Raw genomic sequence first — 25,270 nt, 5'->3', positions numbered from 1 at the left:
TAATATTTAAAGCCTTGATTCCACAAGGGTTGTAGGTGGATGAGACAAGCTTTAAACAGTCTGATCAGACTGATCCGGTCTCCTGTTTGCTTAAGACAAACCTGACACAATAGGCGCGATCGATTTCAATGAGGTGCAGCATCGTCGCGTCTGTTGCCACGGAAGCGTTTCGCTATGTCTTAGAGCAGGGAGATGAGTTTCTTGCTCTATTTCCGCATCGATTTGATTTCATTTACGCGGAGCATCCCGAACCGTCTCAATCCCCTCACTGGCAAACCGAGAGCCGCTATCCTTTATCCGATCGTTTGATTCTTCAGGGATCTGCGCTGTATGGAGTGCGGTTTAGCTCTCAGACGCGCTATTGCCTGCTGGATATTGACACAGGTAGTGCCTATCATCCCCAGGCTGATTCGTTTGCGATCGGGCGGATGATGGCTGCTCTAGAGCCGCTTGGCTTCACGGCGTACCTTGCCTGTCAGTCGAGCTATCGCGGCGGCATTCACCTGTATTTACCGTTTCAAGATGCTCGCAGCTCCTGGGACTTAGCTGCTTGCGTGGCAGCCTTATTAGAGAACGCAGGATTTAAGCTCAAGCCCGGACAGCTCGAACTCTTTCCCAATCCCAAGCCTTTCAGCACTACGAAAAAGCCGACGCTCTTCAATGCCCACCGCTTGCCAATGCAGGCAGGTTCCTACTTACTGAATCAGAATTTTGAGACCGTTTGGAGCGATCGATCGCGCTTTGTGCAGCAATGGCGGTTTGTTCAGTCGTGCAATTCTGTTGAGACAAAAGTTTTACGCCAGCTTCTTAAGCAAAACAAACACAGACACTATCGAATTTCAGGAAAAGCAGATAAGTTTTTGAACGATCTCGATACTGAAATCGAACAGGGTTGGACCGCACATGGACAAACAAATCGCTTATTAGGACGCATTGCTCTGAGAACGTATGTTTTTCATCATGTTACACAGGGCGGTGAACCCCTTACTGGACAGGCTCTAATCGATCAAATTGTTTCCATTGCTCGATCACTTCCAGGATATCGAGATTGGTGCAGACATCAGCATGAAATCGAACACCGTGCCGCAGAATGGGCGAGCTGCGCCGAGAATAGCCATTACTTTCACTACACTCATCGCAGTACTGCTCAGGCTCCTGAGGCAAAGGCTACACGTGAGCAGCTTCTTTCCTGGAATCAGCAACAGTCAGAATCCGCTAGAGAAAAAATTCGACGGGCGATCGTGGATCTTTTAGAAAGAGACAGCTTGCCTGCAAAAACAACAGCTCGGTTTCAGGCGTTATTGCAATACGGCATTGGTGGAGCTTCGCTTTATCGCCATCGTGACCTGTGGCATCCTGAGCAGGTGGAAAGCTGGCTGGCTGTGGAAAACGATTTAGCTGTGGAAAACCCCCCGCACCCCCCAACTTCACTTTCAGCTAGACCGTCCGATCAATTGGAAACCAGTTCGAACGGTCTTAGCTGTACAAGCTTGTTCCCCAGTAATGGTGGTAATGTCTCTTCTGAAGAGGGTTCTAGCGATCGATCGTCTGAGCGAATTCTCCAGGCTTCTCAAATTGCTCGCCGTGAAGAGCAGTATGAATCTAGACTTCAGCAGTATCTTAATTCGGGCGATCCTATCCTGATTGCAGAAGCAAAATCTTGCCAGCACGTTCAGCAAATCAACAGTTGTCCTGTTCACTCAACAGGTTCTCAAGCTGTACATGCCCATGATTTGGCTCAGGTTCTTCCTGACTGCGTTCAACCTTCCTCTGAATCTGAAAATCTCCTGTCTAATTCGATCGCCGTTCATTCACCTTTCGATTTATTTCAGCATTCATTCAGAAACCTAGCTAAAGATTCATTTCAGCATTCATCAGACGATCTATCTGATTTGCTGGTATTTGTCTCTGTAGAGATCAGGCGGCTGCGGTGGACGCACGACCAGATTCGCGATCGGCTTTTGCATCGATATACTAAACCCAGCCGCGCCATGTTAACTAAGGAAGAGTTGCTCGACTGGTTGACTTGGTTAAGCAGCCAGGGCGTCGATCGAACAATGAATCAAACAATGAGTAGTTCTGAAGAACACCAGGTTAAGCAGTGAACCTAAAAACGGCTCAAGAGATGTGTCTAGCGGGATAGGATCGGATTGTACTGTTTCGTTTATAACTTCTCACGCATCCTCATATTCCACGTATCCTCATACTCACCTATCCCTAATGGTCTGATGCTGATAAATCTGATGCTGATATAAAGGAGTAGTAAATCCCATGATGAACTGGGAAACATTAGTTGATCTGCTGCTGGGCATTGGTTTGAGCGCGGCAACAGGATTTCGAGTTTTTGTGCCGTTTTTTGTTTTGAGTGTGGCTGCGGTACTGGGACATATTGATCTGCCTACCAACTTCGACTGGATTGAAACCAATCAAGCTCTGATTGTGCTGGCAGCCGCAAGCCTGCTAGAGGTCATCGGCTACTACATTCCCTGGTTAGACCATCTGCTTGATACGATCGCTACGCCTGCCGCCGTGATTGCCGGAACCCTGGTCACTGCGCTGGCAACCTCCGGGCTGAATCCGCTGCTTCAGTGGACGCTAGCCATTATTGCGGGTGGAGGCACAGCAGGCTTAACCAAGGGCATGAACAATATTCTGCGCCTGATTTCCACCTCGATTTCGGTCGGGCTGACCAACCCCATCTTTGCCACGATCGAGCTAGTGCTCGCGATCGGACTGGCGGTTCTGGCGATTACGCTGCCGGTCGCAACCGGAGTGCTGGTAATTGTGCTGGTGCTGACGCTTCTTCGTAGGGCACGGCAGTTTCTTGCAGCGGCTCGATCGAATCTGGCTCAAACCCCAACGCAAACCCCCACTCAGACTCCCACTCAAACCCCGACGTAATCCGCTTTGCAATAGTTCTCTACCGATCGGAGGAATCAATTAACTTACCTCTTGAGCGATATCCAGATCCTGCCTTCTAGTGAAAGAATCAGATAGCGCTCTGTTACAAAGTTTGAATGGGGTGTGAGGGAAGAGTTCTGCGGCGAGCGGATTTTCTTTGTCCAGCAAATAGCCATGATGTGGACGCGATAGCGAATAAATGGGCAGGAATCTGAGGATGAATGAAACTCAAAACAAGCGCACCGATGTCGTGAATCTCTGGGATCGGTTCAGTACGAGTTCTCTCGTCCGTTTTCTGTTGCTGTTTGCTTCGGGTTGGGCGTTAGTTCAGCTATTGCAGTATTTTGAATACGTTATTTTTACCTTTACGTTTGCAGCAATTCTTGCGCTTTTGCTCAACTATCCGGTGCGATATCTGGAACGGTTTCTTGGACGCAGTGCCGCACTTGGCGTGGTGATTGTGCTTAGTTTATTGTCGCTCGTCGTGATTGCGGTGAGTGCCGGAATTGCGCTTGCAAGCCAGCTTCAGCAGCTGATTACAACAGTGATTACTGCACTGGGATCTTCTCAAAATCCGCTCACTCGTCTTGAGAACCTGCTGCTAGCTCGTGACATTCCGCTCGATTTGGAACCCCTGGAACAGCAGATTCAAAATTTGTTGGCGTCTGCGCTCAGCTTTGCAGTGAACTCGATTCCTGCGCTGCTCAGCAACTATGTCACCTTTATTATTATTCTGGTCGTTGCGTTTTTCATGCTGATTGATGGCGCAAGGCTCTGGGGGTGGCTACTCAAGACGGTTCCTCATGCCCACCGCAGGCGAGTTGCTCAGGCAATTCAAACCAATTTTCTAGGGTTTATTCGAGGACAGATTATTATTTCTATTCTGCTGACCTGCGCCAGTTTTCTAGTGTTTGAAATCTTCCAGATTCCCTTTGCTCTGGTTCTGGCGGTGATTGTAGGATTGTTTGATCTGATTCCTGGGATCGGAGCAACGCTGGGCGTGAGTATTGCTTGTCTAATTATTCTGGTGCAGAGCGGCTGGCTGACTGCCCTCAAAGTGCTGGTCGTTTCAATTCTGCTGCAACAAGTTCAGGATAATTTAATTTCGCCGCGTGTTATGCAAAGCACAGTGCATCTACATCCAGTCGTAATCTTTTTCGCACTGCTGGTAGGCACTCAGATCGCGGGACTCCTAGGTGTGTTACTAGCCGTGCCGATCGCCGGAGTGATTGTAAGCCTGTTAGAAATTAAAGAAATGCAGGCAAAGTAATCATTGGTTGTAGAGGGGATTTGAGAAGTTCCAGAAATTCCACATTGTCCCCGAAATTCCCTCAGGTTGGGGGCTCTGAAAGCACCCAGAAAAATAGGTTTTGCCCGAACCCCAGAGGCAAAGAGATGGTTCCGGGCAGCAGGTAACTTCCTGTTAGCAGATTAGTTGGGAAATTAGTTCAGGGAATTGTGACCGTTCGTATTTTTGCCGTTTGAGCTTTGCAGCTCCTGACACTTTGCCTCAGCCGCCGCAAACGCTTCCTGATACTCTTTGCCGCCCAGCATCACGTTGCCGTAATATTCGTAGGGCGTTGTGCCGTAGATAGGCAGAGGATCATCTTCGGGATAGTCTTCTTTTGCCTCTTCTACGGCAGCTTTCAAGCTTTCGACCGATAAACGCTGCGCCGTGAAATAGAACAGGGTTTCTGGATTGCCTTGCAGGTGAGGCAGGTTGGGGTCGATCAGGCAATCGTCCAGTTCCAGCCAACCATGCTCGATCGGCTCACTAGATCTCGCTTTGCTCACCAGAAAACCCTGCACGTAAAGCGCGTCTTTGATCGCCAGAGCTGCTTTATAGGCATTCTCAAACGGCTGTTTCGCTTTGCTGCGGATCTCCTGAGCAATTTCTCTCGATCGCGCTTCGTCTAGCAGTTTGTCCATCCCAAAGTTCTCCTGCACTTACACCAGCTCAGACGGCGTTTGCACTACAGGCTGCGGCTGCGGTTGGAATTGGAACAGCGAGTAGACGACGTTGCGGCGAATATTGGTCATCATTTCGAGGAAGAGTTCATAGCCTTCGCTCTTGTATTCGATCAGCGGGTCGCGCTGACCATAGCCTCGCAGACCGATCGCCTCGCGCAGAGCCTCCATTTGCTGAAGGTGTTCGCGCCAGAGGGTATCAATTTGCTGAAGGATAAAGAATCGCTCTGCCTGCCGCATCAGGTTTGGCTCAAGCTGGTTCACCTGGGCTTCTTTGATGTCGTAGGCAATGCGGGCTTGCTCGTGCAGGAAGGTCTTGATTTCGCCCACCGACAGATCGGCAAGCTGGGACGGCTCTAAATCTTCGAGCAGATAGATGAATTCCTTCACCTTGGTCACGACCTTATCGATCTCCCACTCCTCTGAGGGCAATTCAGGGTTGATGTAAGCATCGACGATATCATCCATCGTTTTCTCGATGTACTTGATCACCTGTTCTTTCAGGTCTTGCCCTTCCAGAACGCGCCGCCGCTCGGCGTAGATGGCACGACGCTGATTGTTCATCACTTCGTCGTACTCAAATACCTGCTTCCGGATGTCGTAGTAATAAGTTTCGACTTTCTTTTGCGCCCCTTCGAGCGATCGCGTCAGCATTCCTGATTCGATCGGCATATCTTCTTCGACGCGGAAGGCATTCATCAAGCCTGCAACCCGATCGCCGCCAAAGATTCGCAGCAAGTTGTCTTCCAGGCTGAGGAAAAAGCGAGTCGAGCCAGGGTCGCCCTGTCGTCCCGCCCGTCCACGAAGCTGGTTGTCAATCCGGCGGGATTCGTGTCGCTCTGTCCCGACGACGTGTAGACCACCCAGCCCCACGACTTCTTCGTGTTCGGCTTTGGTAAACGCTTCGTATTCTTTGCGGATCAGGTTATAAACGTCGCGCAGCCGCAGAATCACCGGGTCTTCGGTCGGAGCTTTTTCAGAAGCAACCGCCACAATGTCTTCTGCCTGAAGTTCGGGAAGCGATCGTTCGCCATACTGCTGCACGGCAAAGTCAACGGCTTCCTTCAGAGCTTTCTCGACTTCTTTTGAGAGTACCGTGGGATAAATCTGCGGCGATGCCTTCCAGGTTTTTACTTTTTGTCCAGGGGTAGGCGCGGAAAACCCCTTACCGCCCGATCTGGAGTCGCCGTGCATCACGCTGGTGACTGAAAAGCCATCGCCATCTTCTGGCTGCACAATTCGGGGCATAAAGAACTCGCGCAGCTTGAGACGCGCCATGTAGTCTTCGTTTCCACCCAGAATGATGTCTGTGCCGCGTCCTGCCATGTTGGTGGCGATCGTCACGGCTCCTTTGCGTCCGGCTTGGGCGATGATTTCTGACTCGCGCTCTACGTTTTCCGGCTTCGCGTTCAGCAAATTATGGGGCACTTGCAGCTCAGCCAGCAGCCGCGACAGCACTTCGGATTTTTCCACGCTGGTAGTTCCTACGAGAACGGGTCGTCCCTGCTGGTTGAACTCAGCGCAGTCCTGAGCGATCGCCCGCCATTTTGCCGCCTCAGTTTTGTACACCACGTCGGGCTGGTCGCGCCGCTGGGTGATGCGGTTGGTCGGAATAATCGTCACTTCTAGCTTGTAAATCTTCTCAAATTCAGCTTCTTCGGTTTTCGCCGTGCCCGTCATGCCCGCCAGCTTTGGATAAAGCAGGAAGAAGTTCTGATAGGTAATGCTTGCCAGGGTTTGCGTTTCCGGCTGGATTTCGACGTTTTCTTTGGCTTCGATCGCCTGGTGCAGACCATCGCTCCAGCGACGACCGGGCAGCACCCGTCCGGTGAACTCATCCACAATCACAATTTCGTCATTGCGAACAATGTAGTTCACGTCGCGCATGAACAGCTCTTTTGCCTTGATCGCGTTAAAAATGTAGTGCGCCCAGGGATCCTTCGGGTCGAACAAATCCTCAACGCCCAGCAAATCTTCGCAGGCAACAAAACCCTCGTCAGACAGCAGGACGTTACGCTGCTTCTCATCGACTTCGTAGTGTCCGTTAGGGTCGTCTTCGTTTTCCTTTTTGGTGAGCGCCGCCGCAATCTGAGCCGCTCGGATATACTTTTCGCTCGGACGCTCGACCTGTCCCGAAATAATCAGCGGGGTACGGGCTTCGTCGATCAGCACCGAGTCTACTTCGTCGATCACGCAATAGTTAAATGGACGCTGCACGACTTCCTCGATCGAGGTTGCCATGTTATCCCGCAGATAGTCGAAGCCGAGTTCGCTGTTGGTGCTGTAGGTAATATCGCAGGCGTAGTTTTTGCGGCGTTCGATCGGGGTCATGCTGTTTTGGATCAAACCCACGCTCAGTCCCAGAAAGCGGTGAACCTGTCCCATCCATTCCGCGTCGCGCCGTGCCAGGTAGTCGTTCACTGTGACGACGTGAACCCCTTTTCCGCTTAGAGCGTTGAGGTAGGCGGGCAGCGTCGAAACCAGAGTTTTGCCTTCCCCGGTCTTCATCTCGGCAATTTGCCCATTGTGCAGCACCATGCCACCGATTAACTGCACATCAAAGTGCCGCATTCCCAGGACGCGTCTGGCTGCCTCTCGCACCACGGCAAAGGCTTCGGGCAGCAAATCGTCCAGCGTTTCGCCTTTTTCGAGCCGCTGCTTGAACTCTGCCGTCTTGCCGGTCAACTGCTCGTCGGACAATGCCTGAATTTCTTCTTCAAGCAGATTGACTTCGACAATGTCGTTTTTATACTTCTTTAATTTACGTGCGTTGGGGTCGCCCAGCAGTTTCTTTAACATGGCAAACGAGAGACTCTAATAGGAGGGAGAAATAGGGAAATTTGTATCGGCGCAGGGTGCAGCTATCCGAGGGATCGCTTTTGGAGTTCGGGCTTTTCTAGTCTAGGTAAAGTGTGACGCATTTTCACGGTTCAGCCCAGCAATTTGACTCACTCGATCGCTCAAAATCCCCCAAAGTCTTCACCAGTACGGTTCTAAAGATTGATTGAGTATTGGCAAAGTTACTTTCATCGTACCATCTGGATTCAAACCGGGGGAAAGTCTGGGTTGGGGGATAGCCGAATAGGGATTGGGGAGGGGTAAAGGAAGTGGAGGGATAGGGAGTTGGGCGATACTGTTTTCTCTGAGCGTGTGACTTGTGTGAGTGTATGACTTGTTTGAATGTATGACTTCGGGTTCGATCGAAAGATTTTGTACTGGAAACTTGAAGCGGGTTACTCAGAGCTAAAATTTCCGAGCTTCTGCTGAACCCACGCAAAAATTTGAACCTAGCCTCCACGAAGCCATCCTTCCCCTAGCAAAGCTAAGATTCTGTCAATTTCTGCACCCTCCATCTCCTCATCCTCTCCTACTTACTCCCCTACCCACTCTGGTGCGAGACTCCGATAATTAAACTGAGCAGCAGCAGGATGGCAGGTGGCGCAGGTTCTTACGCTGGGGGGCTGAGGAAACTCGACTTTGGGATGCAGTGCTTTGAAATAGCGCGATTGCTGGATGCGATAGGGAATGATTTCGTTGCGATTGGTCGATCGCGAAAAGGTAGAGAGATATCGCCAGACTATCTCTAGGTCAGGGCTTCGCAGGGGTTCGATCTGTACTCCATAGTGCTGCGAATCTTGAATGAGCGCTTGCCAGGTTTGGGTCGGCATTGCGGCAGGCGGCAGTGCCAAATGACAGGTAGCGCAGTTTTGCAGATAAAGTTCCTGTCCGACCTGAAACTGCGGGCGAATCACGTCAACTGTGCCAATTGCCTGAGAATCAGGAGCATTGCTTTGGGCGATCGTTTGGGCGATCGAAGGTTTTGCCTGGGCGAGTCCCCAACCTAAGCAAAGACTCCAAACCAGCAGCAGCAGCGTCACCCTGAACCAGCGAAGAGCGGGGCGGCGACGAATCCAGCGGGTAAAGCGCAAAAACGGCATAGATTCAATCAGGCAAACGGGGCAAACAATTCGAGGAGGTATAAAGCGGGGGTGTTTGAGGAAAGAATGACAGGCACAATTGTCAGGATTTCAGAATGGGAAACTTAGAAAAGCGGTAGCCCTTATCACTAATGAAATGAAGCTGGTACCTTCGTTTCCTGCAATTTTCAGCGTCAGCGTCCTCCCAGAGGCGGAGTAAAATTGCGCTGATCCCACCTGCTCAAACCCGAAACTTCAGATTATTCTGATCATCAGTGATGTAACTGGCTGACCTGACTGCTCAGGGTTGCCAAAGTTCCACTAGGGGACTGAAATTGCGTTAAAAGTCATTCGATCGAGTGAAGAATCATTTCTGAGTTTTGCCTTATAAAGCAGAAGACCTGAAGTTATCGTAAGACAGGATAACGCTAAACCTGCAATGCAAACTGCGAGCGAATGCAGCCAACCTAACCATCCAGCACTACTCAAATACTACAACTCAGACGATTTTCGGAGGAAGAGGGAATCCATGCACGATTGCCGTCACGTTCAGTTCAGTATTCACGAAGGCTTTGCAGTGGGAACAGGGTCTCGTCAAATTGATCTTGAAGAACTGCAAGCACTCTTTCAAATTACGGCATTCTGGGCACAGGATCGCAAACTTGAAGACTGGACGATCGCCCTGCAAAATAGTAGACCAATTGTGACTGCTTGGGACGGCGATCGACTGATTGGTTTTGCACGGGCAACTTCGGATGGAATTTATCGCGCCACTATTTGGGATGTGGTTGTTCACCCAGATTATCAGGGATTAGGACTGGGACGGAAACTGGTCGAAACGCTGTTGATGCACCCTCATCTGAATCGCGCCGAGCGGGTGTATCTGATGACCACAAATCAGCAGAAGTTTTACGAGCGCATCGGCTTCGAGGAAAACCAGACCACGACAATGGTGCTGTTTAACCAGCCTGTCTCGCAGCAAGGACTGCCCTTGGTTCAAGAAATGGTGCAGGAAGAGGTGTTGCATCGCGGTTAACCTGGAGTGAAATTGGGCGATCGCTTTGCAGACAGGAAAAAACAGATAAGAAAAAAACAGACAAGAAAAAAGGGAGGTTAACCCTCCCCGTTTGTCTAACCATAAAACTGTCTAGCTCATAAAACTGAAATTGCTACGAAAACTCGTTCTTTTCTGAAGATTCGGACGCAAAGAGTTTTCCTCAATGGAGATAAACTCTCGGAACTAATCTGCTGCGGCGACTTGCTCGGCCTGCCGATAACCAAAAAAGTCGATCTTATAGTTCAGAATGCGAACGCCCGTTTGTGCCTCCACCTGGCGCAGCAGCTCTTCGGGTAGCTCGATGTGAACATCCATAATCTGATTGGTATCAATGCAGTTCACATGACTGTGCGGATCGCTAATGTTGCCATAGAGCCGACCATCCGATCGCTCAATGCACTCGATCACGCCCTGCTCTGACAATGCCTCCAGGTTTTGATACACCGAGGTATGCCCAATTTCTTTGCCCTGCTGATTCAGTCGATCGTAAATTTCTCGCGCTGAGAGATGCTCTTTTGCCTGCCACAGCAGTTCTAGAATGAAGCGACGCTGCTTGCTCAGACGCATTCCGAGCGATTGACAGTGATCTAGAGCTTCTTCGAGCGATCGAATTGGTTTTTTAACTGATGCTGCTCCTGTCTCCATAACTCCCTTCCCTACAGCTTAATAATGGATTGAATAACCCTGTTTTTATTTCGTACTGGATTTCGTACTGGCAATATTTTGACAATTTTGATGCTAAATCCGATCGAACGATGAGTGGCGATGCAAGGAAAACAGTTGAGCAAGCGGGCAGAAACAGGGTTTTCTAGGCAGCGTCTCGTTCGTGATGCTTAAGTCCACGCTGAAAACATGGTATTGGTCAAGCCTAATCTCAGTCTGCAATACCCTCGGCATTCACTCATATTGTACTCATGGGGTTGTTGTACTCATGGGGTGAGGCTCACGGGTGAATCAGTAGGAGCATCAGCACAGTAAAGCAACTTAAGCACCCAATTCCTAAATCGAACTCACTACAACTTTAACTTAGAAAAGCGCAGAATGTCTACCGCAACGCACAAGTAGAGCCATTTTTCAACCCTTTGAGCGAGGTTAATCAACCTGGATTAAAGCGGTTGATTCTGGAAAATTTATCATTTTTTACAAAGCGGCGAGGGTTGGAAGGAAAAAGGGTTTTACTTGATCTTGGTCAGCCCGGAAGTTCAAGCATGTTTGTTGAAGTACCTGGCGAACGGCGAAGGATTGGAGGTTCCCCTAAACTCCTCTTCAAAAAGGGGACTTTGAGCTGCTAAACCTTATCGACTGCTCCAGAAGTGCTCTTAAACAGGCTTGCTTCCCCTTATTGAAAGCGACTCTCAGGGGAATCTCCAGGATTTAAGACCCTCACCCATCCACCTTTCAGCGACGATTCAGGCAACCACCCTTCAGAAGTAAAGCAACCCAGCGATCGCCCTAGAGCTAAACAGCATTTGCCAGATAGAACTCGGAAAAGCGCAGCGCAACGTTTGTCTTTTGTTCTGTATTAACGTAAGGAGTTATTACAAATCGAGCGTGGCATTATTTTCTTGATTAGTTCAGATTTAGACTAAAGCAGCTCATCTAAACTACGGATAGCTTCTTCTTAGGTAGAATTAAACCCCCTTCTGTTTTCAAAGTCCCTTTTACTGTTTGGGAAAGTGAACAATAATGCAGTTATGAACCAGACAAGGTTTTGAGGTTGAGGCTCCGGGTCGTGTTGCTTGTCTGATGCGACCCATCTCTAAATTCCAAGGATTTTTAGCAAGGATTTTTTAGACAGAGACTTAGACAGAGATTCGATCGCCACAGAAACACCAGAAACGACGCGAAAAGCCGCGTTGCGTATTGGGTAAAAAGACTTACAGACAGGAGAGATTTAGCGTGAAATTAGCGGTTTACGGCAAAGGCGGAATTGGCAAATCGACGACAAGCTGCAATATCTCAGTTGCGCTGGCGCGTCGCGGAAAGAGAGTGCTGCAAATCGGCTGCGACCCAAAACATGACAGTACTTTTACTCTAACTGGGTTCCTGATTCCCACGATCATCGATACGCTCCAGGAAAAGGACTACCACTACGAAGATGTGTGGCCCGAAGATGTGATTTACAAGGGCTATGGCGGCGTAGATTGTGTTGAAGCGGGTGGTCCTCCGGCAGGAGCAGGCTGTGGCGGCTATGTAGTGGGCGAAACGGTGAAGCTGCTGAAGGAACTCAACGCCTTTGACGAATATGACGTGATTTTGTTTGACGTGCTGGGCGACGTGGTTTGCGGTGGTTTTGCGGCTCCGCTGAACTATGCCGACTACTGCATGATCGTTACCGATAACGGTTTCGATGCGCTGTTTGCAGCCAACCGGATTGCAGCTTCGGTGCGAGAAAAAGCCAGAACCCATCCCCTCCGCCTGGCAGGACTGATTGGCAACCGGACTTCCAAGCGGGATCTGATCGATAAGTATGTGGATTCTGTGCCAATGCCCGTGCTGGAAATTCTGCCCCTGATCGAAGATATTCGGGTGTCGCGGGTGAAGGGCAAAACGCTGTTTGAAATGGCGGAATCCGACCCCTCGCTGAACTATGTCTGCGACTATTACCTCAATATTGCCGATCAAATTCTGGCGCGTCCCGAAGGCGTGGTGCCTAAGGATGCCCCCGATCGCGAACTGTTTACCCTGCTGTCTGATTTCTATCTCAATCCCACCAAGCATCAGCCCAAGGCCGAGGAAGAACTGGATCTGATGATGGTTTAGTGTGAGTGCGGAGCAGCAAATCTCGATCGCAACAAAAGCTGAAAATCCCTTGTTTCTTTGGGTGATGCGTCGCCATTTTACGGTATGAGTGGGTTTGCATAATTTTTTGCACTATTTCTGCAAAATTTAGCGATCGTCTTTTGCATCCAGCACGATAAATTCCGTGAATACTGAACATCTCCGCAAATCCCTCAAAACTCTGTGGCTCAGCTACTACCGCACCCATCGAGACTGGCTGGTAAAACTGGGCGTTTGGGTCAACTGTGAAGGTCAGCGTCGTCCTTCTTCAAGCTTTATTCTGGCAACCCTGGCAACGCTCGAACCCGATCTGCTTGAGCTACTTCCGCTGATTGTGGATCTCAGCAGCAATCCCGATCGCATTGTGATTGCCTTGGGTTTGAACTTCAACCCCGATGAGGCATTGGAAGAACTTGAAGCTGCTTACATCCCCGCCCAGCCGATCCGACTGCTCCCCAGCCAGACCGATGTGGTCAATTTCTCTCCTATCCCTCAGAACGCGATCGATCGCCCTGCTCCTGCCCAGCCAGACGATGCCTGTGAAGGAGTAGGACCAAACCCCAACCTGAGGTATGAGCGAACGAACTAGCAGAACATTAGGGGGATTGGCGGGACAAAAACATTTGCTTTCGTTCGTTTCAACGATGACCCTCGAAGGGGAAGTGCTTTGCATCGCCCCCATAACATCCCTTTAAGGAAACCGAATTTTATGACTCTGGCAAGCGAACCCCAATCCCTCAACTTCGACTGCGAAACGGGCAATTATCACACTTTCTGCCCGATTAGCTGCGTGGCCTGGCTATATCAGAAGATTGAAGACAGCTTCTTTCTCGTGATTGGCACAAAGACCTGCGGCTATTTTCTGCAAAACGCGATGGGCGTGATGATTTTTGCCGAACCTCGCTATGCGATGGCAGAACTAGAAGAAGGCGACATCTCGGCTCAGCTCAACGACTATGAGGAACTAAAGCGGCTCTGTGCCCAGATTAAGCGCGATCGCAATCCCTCTGTAATTGTCTGGATTGGAACCTGCACCACAGAAATCATCAAAATGGATCTGGAAGGGCTGGCTCCTAAACTGGAAGCGGAAATTGGGATTCCGATCGTCGTGGCACGGGCAAACGGTCTGGACTATGCCTTTACTCAGGGCGAAGATACAGTGCTGGCGGCAATGGCTCATCGATGCCCCGATCGTGCTCCGACCGCAGAGGCAGAGAAGAACGATCGCAATGCCATTCAAAAGCTGCTCAACTTTGGACGCAAAAAGGAAGAAGTTGCGGCTGAAGAATCGGAGTATGTGGATCACCCGCCGCTGGTACTGTTTGGTTCTTTGCCCGATCCCGTGGTAACACAGCTCACGCTGGAACTCAAAAGACAAGGAATTAAAGTTTCGGGCTGGCTGCCTGCCAAGCGATTTACCGAACTACCCGTCCTGGCCGAGGGCGATTATGTGGTCGGGGTGAATCCGTTCCTGTCTCGCACGGCAACGACCCTGATGCGCCGACGCAAATGTAAGCTGATTGGCGCGCCTTTCCCGATCGGTCCCGATGGCACTCGCGCCTGGATCGAAAAAATCTGCTCGGTGTTTGGCATTGAGCCGAAGGGGCTGGATGAGCGAGAAGCGCAAATTTGGGCAGGACTGGAAGATTACGTGAAGCTGATTCGCGGCAAGTCAGTGTTCTTTATGGGCGATAACCTGCTGGAAATCTCGCTGGCGCGGTTCCTGATTCGCTGCGGCATGACCGTGCCTGAAATCGGCATTCCCTACATGGATAAGCGATACCAGGGTGCGGAACTGGCTCTGCTAGAGAAAACCTGTGCCGAAATGAACGTGCCCCTGCCCCGCATCGTTGAAAAGCCGGACAACTACAACCAGATTCAGCGCATTTATGAGCTTCAGCCCGATCTGGTGATCACGGGGATGGCACATGCGAACCCGCTAGAGGCTCGCGGCATCAATACCAAGTGGTCAGTGGAGTTTACCTTCGCGCAAATTCACGGCTTCAGCAACGCCCGCGACATTCTGGAACTGGTGACCCGCCCGCTCCGCCGCAATAATTCTCTCAAGGATCTGGGCTGGGATAAGCTCGTGAAGGAAACGACGGTTTAGAATCTTCTCCTGTTCTTGATTTCTGTTCCCTGCGCTGATATCGGCGTGGGGATTTTTTTAGCCCCTGATGTACTCCAAATTGCTGTACGAAGCTGAAGACTGTGCAGTCGCAGCATGGCATCCTCGATCGCGTCGCAAAACTGATCGATTATTAAGGCTTTTCAAGCATCCGCTGAGTCCCATCAGGAGGTTGCTTTGTTCACATTAGCCCAACTCCCAGAGCGGGTAAAAACAGCAGCCCATCGACCCAAACGTTGTAAATCGATCGCTCCGTTTCTGGGGTTAATGTCCAGACACAAGCCAGCGTCAGCAGCAGCATCGGCAGCACAATTGCAACTGAGGGAATGTTCCAACCGTTAATCCAGCCACCCAGCAATCCAGCGAGTCCAACCGCATTGAATCCAGTTAACAGAATTCGGGTTGAGGGGATACCCACCAAAACAGGTAGAGTGGGTACGCCCTGTTTGCGATCGTCATTCAGGTCACGAATGTCAAACACATGGGCATTGGAACCCGTCACCATCAGCAGAAAGACGGCTGTGAGAACGGCAGCAGGGGTAAATGGCTGATTTGCATAGGCAAGCGGAATGGCAGTCAGTGCGTAAGCGATCGTGGCGCAGACGATCCAGGCTTTTGCACCGGGAATATCTTTGATGCGATGCCAGCGCGTTTGTCGATCGTGCCGATGCGAAAGCTGTCGTGGAAACAAAGGAATGCCATACGCTAGCGCAATGAATCCCACAATGCTGACCTTTTGCACGGCGATCGGAGCTTGAACCAGCAAAACAACTGTCGCCACCCCCGCCCCCAGCATCAGCAGCACAATCGCCGGACTACGATGAAAAGCCGGAAGCTGCTCATTCGAACGGTCCGGCATCATCGCATCGGCAAAGCGATCGAGGTTATAAAACGTTAGCGCGGCACAGAAAATGAGGGCGATCGGGAGAGTGCCGGGAGGCAGGCGCAAAGTCTGCTGAACAAAAAACACTAGAGAAGCAAGCGCGGCAGCTGTCCACAGGCTGGAATCGATCAGAAAATGCAGGCATCTGAGCACCAACGGATAAACCCAGCGTGATCGAGCAGGCTCAAGCACCGACTCGAACAGAAATAAACGAACTTTTTGCATCAGCCAATCAAGAGCAGAATTATCTTGATGCTAGGGAGCAACAGGCTCAATGCGAATCATCTGTCCGTTAGATTCATCCGTTAAAACATATAGCAAGCCATCGGGACCCTGACGCACATCCCGCACGCGCTGATTGATGGCGATCGTCTGCTGACCCACCACGTTTCCTGAAGCATCGAGATCAATGCGCTGAATTGCCTGTCCCACCAGCCCTCCGGCAAACAAATCGCCCTTCCAGCCAGAGAGTCGATCGCCCGTGTAAAAGGTCAGACCAGAGGGTGCAATGCCAGATTGCCAGACCGTCTTGGGATCGATTAAGCCGGGGCGCGATCGTTCTGAGGAAATTTCGCCGCCTGAATATTCCCGGCTGTAAGTGACCAGGGGCCACCCATAGTTATTGCCTGCCTGCACTTGATTTAGCTCATCGCCGCCCCGTGCCCCGTGTTCCGTTGCCCAAACTTGCCCCGTTGCCGGATTAAGGGTCAGCCCTTGAATATTGCGGTGTCCGTAGCTCCAGATTGCCGGATCAGCATTGGCATTCGATGCAAACGGATTATCAGCAGGAATCGAGCCGTCATCGTTGAGCCGCACAATCTTACCAAGACGGCTTTGCAAATTTTGTGCCTGCCTGCGAATTAGATCGCCGTTAAGCGAAACAGGTGGGTTGCCGCCATCACCGATCGACACCAGCATCGTTCCATCGGGGAGCCATTGAATCCGGGAGCCAAAATGCTGCGTGCTCGACTTTTGCGGAGCCGCTTCAAAAATGGTCTGCACATCGCGCAAGGTTTGACCCTCCAGCACACCACGCGCTACACGGGTTTGATTGGCGGAGGCATTGCCGTGAGAATAAGTCAGGTAAACAAACCGATTTTGGGCAAACTGCGGGTGAAGCGACACCTCCATCAATCCGCCCTGCCCCGATGCAAACACGGGTGGTACTCCGGCGATCGGCGTTGGATCAAGCACATCATTGCGCACAATTCGCAGCCGCCCCGGTCGCTCTGTCACCAGCATTGCCCCATCGGGAAGCCATGCCATACTCCAGGGATGCTCTAGCCCGTCTAGAACAACCGTTTGTCGATAGCGTTGCGCTGCACCAGAAGCAGGAGCCTGAGCGATCGTTTGATTAGATCCTCCAGTCTGATTGTTCTCTTTTGTGGCAGTAGCCGGCTCAGAACTAGTGCCCGTTGCCGGAGAACTCGTGGAAGGAGCCGATGAAATTTGAGGCACAGCACAGCCCGCAACTACAAAGAGTAATATGCCCCTGGCAAAGGCAGTCTTGAACGATCGCTGCACAAGCTGCAAACGATTCTGAATTTTGGGTTGAATCCGGTGAAGCATAGCAACTAACTCCTTTTGAATCGGGCTAGCGTAAATCAAGGTTTGAGTAAACAGGCTAAACCTGCGCTAAACATGCTGTAGACCTGCGCGATCGGTTTGCAATGAAACCTTGCAACGAAACCTTGCAGTAAGAACTTGTAATGAAAACAAATTCGTGTCTAGATACTGGGCTACGACTGAGGTAAACCCTGACACAGCAATCGTTGAACAAGGCAAACTGTAAGCAAGGCAAACTGAAAGAGGTGATCGAATGGCAAGTAGATTAATGGCAAGCGACTATCGAAGTGAAAGAATGCTGCTTCAGCTATAGATAATAGCTTATCTATAATTCCATTATGTTGATCTGTTTCCAGAGCAGCTCGAGAGTTCTAAATTCAAGACAAAATTGAACTCAAGCCCCTATCTCTCTCCCACTCTGCAAGCACGTCTAACAGCCTCCCCTTCATCTCCTCATCCCCCATCTCCTCATCATGTCAACCCCCCACTTCTCCGACTCCCCCACCTGGACTGCCGAAGCCGAAGCGAAGCTAAAAAACATCCCTTTCTTCGTCCGATCGCAGGCAAGACAGCGCATTGAAGCCCTCGCCCGTGAAGCAGAACTAGACACGGTGACACCAGAATTGGTCGAGCAAGCCCGATTAGAATTTGGGCAATAGTAATTTGGGCAATCCTATTTTTCTCGAATTGCTTCTCGATTACCCCGTAGGGGAACTGCTTTGCATCGCCTTATTTCCAGCAATTGCTGAAAACTAGCTGCATTAGTTGTCCTGATTTCCGGTAGACATCGCAGCAAGGACCGCTTGCTGGCTCACCTGGGCATAGAGGGATTTGAGATATTCCTGAACGTGCTGGGCTGAGACGATCGCCTGATTGCCTGGCGTGTCAGATTTCAGGGGCAACGTCCCTAAAATATCCAGAACCGTTTCGCTGCTGGGCGGCGGCGCAATCACGACAAGAGACGGCTCAAGCTGCTGATCGTACTGCCAGAAGCGATCGAGGGAAATTTGATTTGTTGAAGCGGTCTCGATCGGGGGTAGGTCAGATTCGCCTTCGGTCTTCGCGCTTCGCATTTCCCGCAGAGCGGTAATGATCTGCTCCTTAGTGCGTCCCCGAAGCTGAAACAGCACAAACGGATCTTCGCTAAAGCGATCGCCCAGCACATAGTAAAGTGCGCCAATATGCTTGCAGGGATTCGCCGGATCAGGACAGGAACAGCGGCTGTGGATGTCAAACTTTGTGAGCGGAAACAGGCTCAGCCCGTTCGCTGTAAACACTTCTTCGATATTTTGCGGCATCTCGCCCGCCAGCAGCTTGGCTGAGAAAATGGCGCGTTCTGCCATCGACTCGATCACATACTGCCACTGCTCATCGTTAAATGGGTCGAGGGAAAGGCTAACTTTGTAGGGTTCGGGTGCGGTGCCCTGGACGAGTGCAGAGACTTTGGCTCCCTGATACTCAATTTTCAGCACATTGCCTTCCCGCGCATAGTTTCGGGCACGGGCGAGTCGTCGCACCCAGCCAAATGACTCCAGCACATCGATCCAGCGTTGTGCCCACCATTCCCGGCTTGCCTGTGTATCGTAAGTCATGCAATCAGTATAAACAAATAAAAAGAACCGGGGATTAGCCCAGTTCCTAGCACTCATCGTTTTTTAGGCGAATCGTTATGATGAAGAATCAGTTTTTGCAAGTGGATTGAACTCGCTGGTTGAACTAGCTGAGTGATTCTAGATAGTCCCGGACGCGGTTGCGTCGCTTTGGCTGTCTGAGCTTTTGCAGTGCCTTGGCTTCAATCTGGCGAACGCGTTCACGAGAGAGATCGAGTGCCCGTCCAATTTCTGCCAGTGAATAGGGTTGACCGTTGCCCAAGCCAAACCGCATTTGGATCACATCGCGTTCGCGAGTAGTGAGGTCGGTGAGGAGCTGTTGAAGATCTCGGTGGAGTGCCTCGCGCATCAGCAGCTCCTCAGGAGTTACACCGTCGCGATCGTCCAGCAGTTCGCCCAGCTCCGTATCCCGCTCTTTGCCCACCTTGGTTTCCAGCGAAACGGCACGGGGCACGCGCAGCAGCACTTCTCGCACCTGGCTAGGCGACATTTCCAGTTCGGCGGCGATGTCCTCCATTGAGGCAGTTCTGCCTTTTTCCTGGGAAATCTTGCGCTGCGCCTTCTTGATTTTGTTGAGCTTCTCGGTGATGTGAACGGGCAGGCGGATTGTGCGGCTTTGAGTGGCGATCGCGCGGGTAATGCCCTGACGAATCCACCAGTACGCATAGGTGCTGAATCGATAACCCTTGGTGGGGTCAAATTTCTCGACGGCACGTTCCAGACCCAGTGTTCCTTCCTGGATCAGATCCAGCAAATCAAGTCCGCGATTCTGATACTTCTTGGCAACCGAGACAACCAGACGCAAATTCGCCTTGATCATGTGATCTTTGGCGCGGGTTCCTTCGTTTTTAACTTGGTCCAGCTCTGCTGGGGTCATTTCCGACAGCTCTGCCCAGCGACGCTTTCCGGTGGACAGCATTATTTTTAGATCAGCAACGGTGGTTTCAGCTTCAACTGCCCACCGTTCCCAGGAAGGACGATGACCAAGGTGCGAGGCAAGCCGATCGTGAATGTCAAGCAGCTTCACGTAGGGCTGGATCTCTGCATCACCTTTTTCGGCAGCTTCATTACGAAGCTCTACCAGGCGCATATAGCGTTGAACGCTTTGGGCTTCTGAAACTTCTTCATCGCGTCCCAGCAACCGCACCCGCCCGATTTCCTGGAGATAGAGCCGCACAAGATCAGTGGTGCGTCGGTTGGCGTTTCGCAAAAGTTGATTTGGATCTGCATCCTCAAAGTCCAGGCTGACTAGCTCTGTTTCTGCCTGTTCCAAAGAGAAGTCAGAGGCATCGTGTTCACCATTCATTTCAAAGTTGACGACACTGGCTGATTCAGCGTAATCAAGATCAGCGCGAAAAGGTCTTGCTGTCATAGTGTTCGTCTCAGTGCTCCGGTGTAAGGGGGCATAGATTGCCTGTCAAGAGTGTTCCCACTTTGGGGGCTAATTAACCACGACTTCTTTAAGCAGCGTGAAGTTTCACGTCTTGCTCGATTGGCTTTGCAAATTGTGACGGATACACCCAATTCGTGATTGATTTAAATCACGGCAGTTCTGAATTATGCAGGGAACTCTCTAACCTACATTCTTTGTATCGGTGATTCCCGAATTGCTGCTTGAAGGAATGAAGTTGCTTTATCAAGTTGAAGTAAAGATTACGGTGCGATCGAGTTTTTTATCAGGCGTTTAGAGAAGTATCAGGGAACTGCAAAACCTACAACGATCGCCGACTTAACGCAGATGTACAAGCTAGCCAGAAACTGGAAGCAGTTCAGGTCACAAGTTCACTTTTCAAATCAAATCGCCTTTCAAGGAGCCTGCTTAGCATTAACTAGCGGCTGCACCACTCGGTCGATCGCATCCTGCATAAAGGCTCGGATGAACTCGTCGCGCTGATTCAGGCGAAACTGTTCCTGCACCACTTCCGTCATGCCGCCGTCGCCCCAGTCTTGATTGCGACGGAAGTATTCGATAAAGCTTTTTCCAGCAATTCGTGTGAGATAGGCTGCCGTCACGCCTTGAATGGCTCGACCGACGAGAAAGGTTCCCACATTGGTTTGCAGCGTAATTGAGAGCAGTTCAAACGCGCCGCGCACTACGCCCAGACTGACCAGGGTTTTTGCTAAGGAAATTGCCAGATCCTTTCCTCGCTCCAGATTAATTTCGCAGCCGTAGATGCGCCCCAGCTCGATCACCATTTGGGCGTTAATTGCCGCCGTTGCTAACAGATCGACTCCCGGTAAAGGAGTGACGGTAACGGCTCCTGCTACAATCCACTGATAGCGATCGACAACTTTTTCTGCCTGCTGTCGTCGCTGGTCGTCGATTTGCTGCCGTGCCGCTTCGCTAAGCTGCTGGGATTGCAGCAGAATGTTGTCCGCCACCAAATTTTCGCCTTCCGATCGCAAAACGGCTGCGATGCGCTGAAGCAAAGGAAAGATATCGGGTTCAGGGGTGAGCCATTCGCCGCTTTCGAGCTGCACGGGCTGAGGGTTGGCGGCGATCGGAATGATATCTTCTGCTGAGATTAAATCTTGAAGCCGCTGCTGAATCTGAGCAATCAGGGCTTCCAGGTCGGCTTCGGGATATAAATCGGTTTTGTTGAAGACGAGGAGCGATCGTTTGCCGATAGTGAGAAGCGATCGAAGCACGGTGTATTCAGACTGGCGCAAATCGTTATCGACCACAAACAGCAGCAAATCGGCTTCGGTCGCTAGCTTTCGCGCCGCCTGTTCTCGTTCTGTTCCTGCGATGCCTGCTTCCAGGATTCCGGGGGTGTCAGTCAGCAAAATCTCTCGTCCCAAGCCGCGAAGCTGGAGTCTTGAGGTGGATTCTACACAGGTGGTTCCCATCGGTGCGCCAACCTGCCCCCCCGCCGTTTGTCCGGTAATGCGATCGATAATCGCGTTGATCAGGGACGTTTTGCCTGCAGAGCCTGTGCCAAAGATCACGACTCGAATTTCCCGACGGCTGAGGCTCTCTTCGATTTCACGGGTGCGGCTGGCAAGAGCCTGACGGGTGACTTCGTCTTCGATCTGGTCAATTTGCTGCTGTACTGCCCGCAGCGTCTCTCTTGCCGCATCGACCTTTTCGACAGGAACAGTCGGCAGCCGCTTGGGTTGCTTTGGCTTCGTGAATCGCAGCGCATAATAGAACAGGACGATCGCCAGTGCTGCAAACAGTCCAATCAAGAGGAACAGCAGCAAATTTGCCAGCAGTGGCGATGTCCACGCAATGCTGTAGTAGAGCTGTGACAAGGAACCGATTAGCCAAATCGTTAGCCCCAACACCAGGATGATGCCAACCAGGACTAACAAAAGACTTGACCGAGACATGAGCGGCTCTAGAAATAAAGGGTTCTTCTTTTGATCTTACCGAACCGATAGAAAGCAGCTTCTTTAGCTCATTTAGAGGAGCTCATTTAGAGGAGTTGCCGTCTGCTGCCGGATGCGATCGAAGAAGCGTTACCATCTAGCCTCTCGGATAGCCACCGCCATTCCGACGACCACCACCGCCACCGCCACCGCCCTCTTCACGGGGTTTGGCTTTGTTGACTCGAATTTCGCGACCGAGCCATTCTGCGCCGTCAAGTTCGTCGATCGCCTTTTGCTCTTGAGCATCGTCTTCCATTTCGACGAATGCAAAGCCCCGCTTCCTTCCGGTTTCCCGATCGGTTGGTAAGCTGACTCGACTCACTTTTCCATACTCAGCGAAAACTTCCCGTAGATCCTCTTCAGTTGCCTGAAAAGACAGGTTGCCAACGTAAATAGTCACAATTCTCTCCAAACCATTCGAGACGAGTGGCAGTTCAAGGAAACGCAGGGTAGACGAGAAGATGATTCCCATTAATACTGCAATCCAGTACTGCTTTGCAAGCAATAATAGCGGATCTATTGAGTTAGCGCAGCAAAATAGAAAACATCTTTTTTAAAATTCAAAAGACACTGATATTTTGCAATAGTATCGATGGAAAATTCTTAGGGTTTTTTATCGGGCAATCTGTCCCATGAAGTTTCCCCAAAGCTGGGCTGCATCGCCGCTTGTGCCGTTCGTTGGGGTGTTGTCATCGTTACCAAACCAAACTCCTGTCACCAGTGATTGGCTAGGAATGTAGCCAACAAACCAGAGGTCAACATTGTCATTGGTTGTTCCTGTTTTGCCTGCTTCACCTAAACCGAGAGAGGCAGCTCGTCCGGTGCCCGACTGCACAACCCCTTGCAGCAAGGAAGTCATGGTATTTGCAACTTCAGGTGAGAGAACGGTGACATTTGCCTCTGCGTCTTTGCTGTAGTCGTAAATCACACGGCACGTTCTTGCATCGTTCACATTCTGGCAATCGCTGCTGTCAAAAATGCGGCGGATTAAGTGAGGACGATGGCTTACTCCCTGATTTGCCAGTACGCCAAAGGCACCCGTGAGCTGGAGCAGATTCACTTCGCTTTGTCCCAGAATCAATCCGGGGGTAGCCTGCAGATCAGCCGTGATGCCCATTCGCTTTGCGGTTTGAATGACGCGATCGAGTCCCACGTCTTGCGCCACCCGCAGTGCGACCGGATTCTCGGATTGAGCCACTGCCCCAAACATATCCAGACTGCCGCTGCCCGATCGACAGCCCTCAAACGACTGTCCCTCCCAGGTCAACGGGGCACAGGAAAACGAGGTATAGGGCGAGGTTCCCTGCTCCAGTGCGGCAACATAGGCAAAGATTTTGAATGTCGATCCGGGCTGGCGATATGCCTGGGTTGCCCGATTAAACTGGCTCTGCTGGTAGTCCGCACCACCGACCATTGACAGTACTTCGCCCGACTGGGAATCTAGCGTCACCATTGCCCCTTCCGAGAAACCTACCGAGGTGCCCGTGTCCGTTACGGCAGTTCTCAGTGAGGATTCTGCGACCTGCTGAATTCGCTGATCGAGGGTGCTTTCGACGACAAAATTTCCTTCCTGGGCGAGCTGCTCTCCTAGCAGGCGTTCGAGTTCCGCAAACACCTCACCGTAGAAATAAGGGGCGATCGTGCTTTGCAGCTGCTTAACGGCTGCGGGATTAATTTCGATGCGCGATCGACGGGCACGTTGGGCGTCTTCCTGGCTGACTTTGCCCTGGGCTGCCATGCGGTTGAGAACGCGATCACGAAACTGCACTGCCGTCTCGTAGTCCCGCACCGGATTAAAGCGGTTCGGCGCAGGCAAAATTCCGACCAGCGTTGCGGCTTCTGACAGCGAAAGGTCTTTAGCAGATTTGCCGAAGTAAAACTGTGCCGCGTCCTCAAAGCCGTAGTTCCCGTTCCCCAGATAAACCCGATTCAGATAGGTCAGCATCAGGTCGTCTTTGCTGTAAAACGTCTCTAGCTTCAAGGCAGCAACCGCTTCACGCAGTTTGCGTCCGGCAGAGTCTTCGGTTCCTACATAGTCACGGAAAATGCTGCGGGCAAGCTGCTGGGTGACGGTACTGCCACCTTCCAGGATTTGGCCGTCCCGAACGTTGATGACGGCCGCCCGCAAAATACCGAGCGGATCAACGCCTAAATGCCAGTAGTAGCGAGTATCTTCTGAGGCAATCACCGCTTCCGCCAGATAGGGCGAAAAATCGCTGAGCTGCTTCATCTCGACGTGCGGACGAGTTTCTACGGTGCTGAGCGGCGTTTTTCCGTCTCGCGTATAAACGACGACCGGACCTTGAACTGAGGCAGGCAGCGGACGCACCGAGAACTTTTGCCACTCTAACCCGACCCAGCAAGCCGTGAGCGCAGTCACCCCTGTTGCGCCATATAGCCCGTAGCGAAAGGCTCTGACATACCAAGGTGGGGGATCGTGATACTGAACGCGGACGGCTGCCGCCAGTTCTGGGGGCCCTAGAGTCAAAATATCCCCATGCCGCAGGGGAAACTTGGTGACTCGCCGCTTGCCGCGATAGATTCCGTTGGTCGAATTTTCGTCGCGCAGCACAAAGGGCGCATTCGGCTTGCGCTTATCCCGCGTCAGCGACAGATGAACCTGACTCACAACCGGATTTCGCACCACGATATCGCAGGACTTGGAGCTGCGTCCTAGCAGGTAGCGTTCGCCCAGCAAGGGATAGGTTTCAGCCTGGGTTGCGTCGGCATCCTGCACCAGAAGTTCGGGGACTCTGGCATTAGGCTTAAGCCGAAGCTTGGTAAAATCGACCCGCGCCTGCACCGTTCGCACCGCCTGAGTCAGTGCCCCCAAGAGGGTTTTCGGCGGGTTGGGTGAAGGATTGGGCGGCTGAGGATTTGGGGCTGGGTTGGGTGTCTGGGGAGGAGTCATGCCAGAATTATGCCGCAATCAGGCAACGCGTATCATCAAACATCTTATTGAGATACAAGTTGGGGCATGGGGGTTTCCAGAAAGGTTGGGGCTTTTTGATCGTTTTTTGTGTGGGGAGTTAGGTGGATGAGTAGATGGGTGAATGGGTGAGGGGATTGGGATTCCGCTTGGGGAGT

19 protein-coding genes are annotated in these 25,270 nt (G+C 51.4%); 8 read left to right on the top strand and 11 right to left on the bottom strand.

All coding sequences use genetic code 11. The features are described 5' to 3' along the window. Positions 1 to 128: 128 nt before the first annotated feature. The 3 genes from NDI45_RS17330 (at position 129) to NDI45_RS17320 (ending at position 4,171) form a co-directional block, all read left to right on the top strand. Positions 129 to 2,105 (top strand): hypothetical protein, encoded by a 1,977-nt coding sequence (locus tag NDI45_RS17330; protein ID WP_348248075.1) that lies wholly within the window; start codon positions 129 to 131, stop codon positions 2,103 to 2,105. Positions 2,106 to 2,271: 166 nt separating this feature from the next. Beyond that, a complete protein-coding gene (locus NDI45_RS17325) occupies positions 2,272 to 2,901 on the top strand; it encodes a DUF4126 domain-containing protein (RefSeq protein WP_190792447.1) in 630 nt (209 codons plus the stop codon). Between the two features lie 217 nt (positions 2,902 to 3,118). After that, a complete protein-coding gene (locus NDI45_RS17320; protein WP_348248074.1) occupies positions 3,119 to 4,171 on the top strand; it encodes an AI-2E family transporter in 1,053 nt (350 codons plus the stop codon). Positions 4,172 to 4,344: 173 nt separating this feature from the next. On the opposite strand, the gene NDI45_RS17315 is transcribed toward NDI45_RS17320, so the two are convergent. From NDI45_RS17315 to NDI45_RS17305, 3 genes are all read right to left on the bottom strand, one after another. Continuing rightward, a complete protein-coding gene (locus NDI45_RS17315) occupies positions 4,345 to 4,830 on the bottom strand; it encodes a hypothetical protein (protein WP_190794258.1) in 486 nt (161 codons plus the stop codon). Between the two features lie 18 nt (positions 4,831 to 4,848). Next, on the bottom strand, positions 4,849 to 7,668 hold the full coding sequence (secA, locus tag NDI45_RS17310) for a preprotein translocase subunit SecA (protein WP_348248073.1): 2,820 nt from the start codon (positions 7,666 to 7,668) through the stop codon (positions 4,849 to 4,851). 572 nt (positions 7,669 to 8,240) lie between these two features. Then, on the bottom strand, positions 8,241 to 8,807 hold the full coding sequence (locus NDI45_RS17305) for a cytochrome C (protein ID WP_348248072.1): 567 nt from the start codon (positions 8,805 to 8,807) through the stop codon (positions 8,241 to 8,243). A 508-nt stretch (positions 8,808 to 9,315) separates the two neighbouring features. Here NDI45_RS17305 and NDI45_RS17300 point away from each other — a divergent pair. Continuing rightward, entirely contained in the window at positions 9,316 to 9,822 is a 507-nt protein-coding gene (locus NDI45_RS17300; protein ID WP_348248071.1) for a GNAT family N-acetyltransferase, read from the top strand. Positions 9,823 to 10,026: 204 nt separating this feature from the next. Here NDI45_RS17300 and NDI45_RS17295 read toward each other — a convergent pair whose 3' ends face one another. Then, positions 10,027 to 10,488: a Fur family transcriptional regulator gene (locus NDI45_RS17295; protein WP_190794254.1), complete on the bottom strand. Its 462-nt coding sequence runs from the start codon at positions 10,486 to 10,488 to the stop codon at positions 10,027 to 10,029. A gap of 1,254 nt (positions 10,489 to 11,742) precedes the next feature. Between NDI45_RS17295 and bchL the strand changes: the two genes are divergently transcribed. The 3 genes from bchL to NDI45_RS17280 all read left to right on the top strand — a co-directional run bounded on the left by bchL (position 11,743) and on the right by NDI45_RS17280 (position 14,734). Further along, positions 11,743 to 12,606: a ferredoxin:protochlorophyllide reductase (ATP-dependent) iron-sulfur ATP-binding protein gene (bchL, locus tag NDI45_RS17290; protein WP_190794253.1), complete on the top strand. Its 864-nt coding sequence runs from the start codon at positions 11,743 to 11,745 to the stop codon at positions 12,604 to 12,606. A 163-nt stretch (positions 12,607 to 12,769) separates the two neighbouring features. Continuing rightward, positions 12,770 to 13,213, top strand: a complete 444-nt coding sequence (locus NDI45_RS17285; RefSeq protein WP_190794252.1) for a DUF5331 domain-containing protein — start codon at positions 12,770 to 12,772, stop codon at positions 13,211 to 13,213. A 120-nt stretch (positions 13,214 to 13,333) separates the two neighbouring features. Then, positions 13,334 to 14,734 carry a ferredoxin:protochlorophyllide reductase (ATP-dependent) subunit N gene (locus tag NDI45_RS17280; protein ID WP_190794251.1) on the top strand — a complete coding sequence of 467 codons (1,401 nt, stop codon included), beginning with the start codon at positions 13,334 to 13,336 and terminating at the stop codon, positions 14,732 to 14,734. Between the two features lie 199 nt (positions 14,735 to 14,933). On the opposite strand, the gene NDI45_RS17275 is transcribed toward NDI45_RS17280, so the two are convergent. Both NDI45_RS17275 and NDI45_RS17270 read right to left on the bottom strand, forming a co-directional pair. After that, positions 14,934 to 15,860 carry a UbiA family prenyltransferase gene (locus tag NDI45_RS17275; RefSeq protein ID WP_348248070.1) on the bottom strand — a complete coding sequence of 309 codons (927 nt, stop codon included), beginning with the start codon at positions 15,858 to 15,860 and terminating at the stop codon, positions 14,934 to 14,936. A gap of 30 nt (positions 15,861 to 15,890) precedes the next feature. Further along, positions 15,891 to 17,204 carry a PQQ-dependent sugar dehydrogenase gene (locus NDI45_RS17270; RefSeq protein WP_348248069.1) on the bottom strand — a complete coding sequence of 438 codons (1,314 nt, stop codon included), beginning with the start codon at positions 17,202 to 17,204 and terminating at the stop codon, positions 15,891 to 15,893. Positions 17,205 to 17,674: 470 nt separating this feature from the next. Between NDI45_RS17270 and NDI45_RS17265 the strand changes: the two genes are divergently transcribed. Beyond that, positions 17,675 to 17,860 (top strand): PCP reductase family protein, encoded by a 186-nt coding sequence (locus NDI45_RS17265; protein ID WP_190794248.1) that lies wholly within the window; start codon positions 17,675 to 17,677, stop codon positions 17,858 to 17,860. 102 nt (positions 17,861 to 17,962) lie between these two features. Here the strand turns inward: NDI45_RS17265 and NDI45_RS17260 are convergent, their stop codons facing one another. The 5 genes from NDI45_RS17260 to NDI45_RS17240 form a co-directional block, all read right to left on the bottom strand. Further along, entirely contained in the window at positions 17,963 to 18,793 is an 831-nt protein-coding gene (locus NDI45_RS17260) for an SWIM zinc finger family protein (RefSeq protein WP_190794247.1), read from the bottom strand. A gap of 124 nt (positions 18,794 to 18,917) precedes the next feature. After that, positions 18,918 to 20,183: an RNA polymerase sigma factor SigC gene (gene sigC, locus NDI45_RS17255; RefSeq protein ID WP_190794246.1), complete on the bottom strand. Its 1,266-nt coding sequence runs from the start codon at positions 20,181 to 20,183 to the stop codon at positions 18,918 to 18,920. Positions 20,184 to 20,617: 434 nt separating this feature from the next. Further along, entirely contained in the window at positions 20,618 to 22,144 is a 1,527-nt protein-coding gene (locus tag NDI45_RS17250; RefSeq protein ID WP_190794245.1) for a GTP-binding protein, read from the bottom strand. A 136-nt stretch (positions 22,145 to 22,280) separates the two neighbouring features. Next, on the bottom strand, positions 22,281 to 22,583 hold the full coding sequence (locus tag NDI45_RS17245; protein WP_190794244.1) for an RNA-binding protein: 303 nt from the start codon (positions 22,581 to 22,583) through the stop codon (positions 22,281 to 22,283). A gap of 213 nt (positions 22,584 to 22,796) precedes the next feature. Then, positions 22,797 to 25,094 (bottom strand): PBP1A family penicillin-binding protein, encoded by a 2,298-nt coding sequence (locus NDI45_RS17240; protein ID WP_190794243.1) that lies wholly within the window; start codon positions 25,092 to 25,094, stop codon positions 22,797 to 22,799. Between the last annotated feature and the right edge of the window lie 176 nt (positions 25,095 to 25,270).

It is taken from the genome of Leptolyngbya sp. GB1-A1, from assembly GCF_039962475.1.
In the GTDB taxonomy this organism is placed as follows: Bacteria; Cyanobacteriota; Cyanobacteriia; order Elainellales; family Elainellaceae; genus Leptolyngbya_A.
This window is presented reverse-complemented; position numbering and strand designations above follow the sequence as displayed.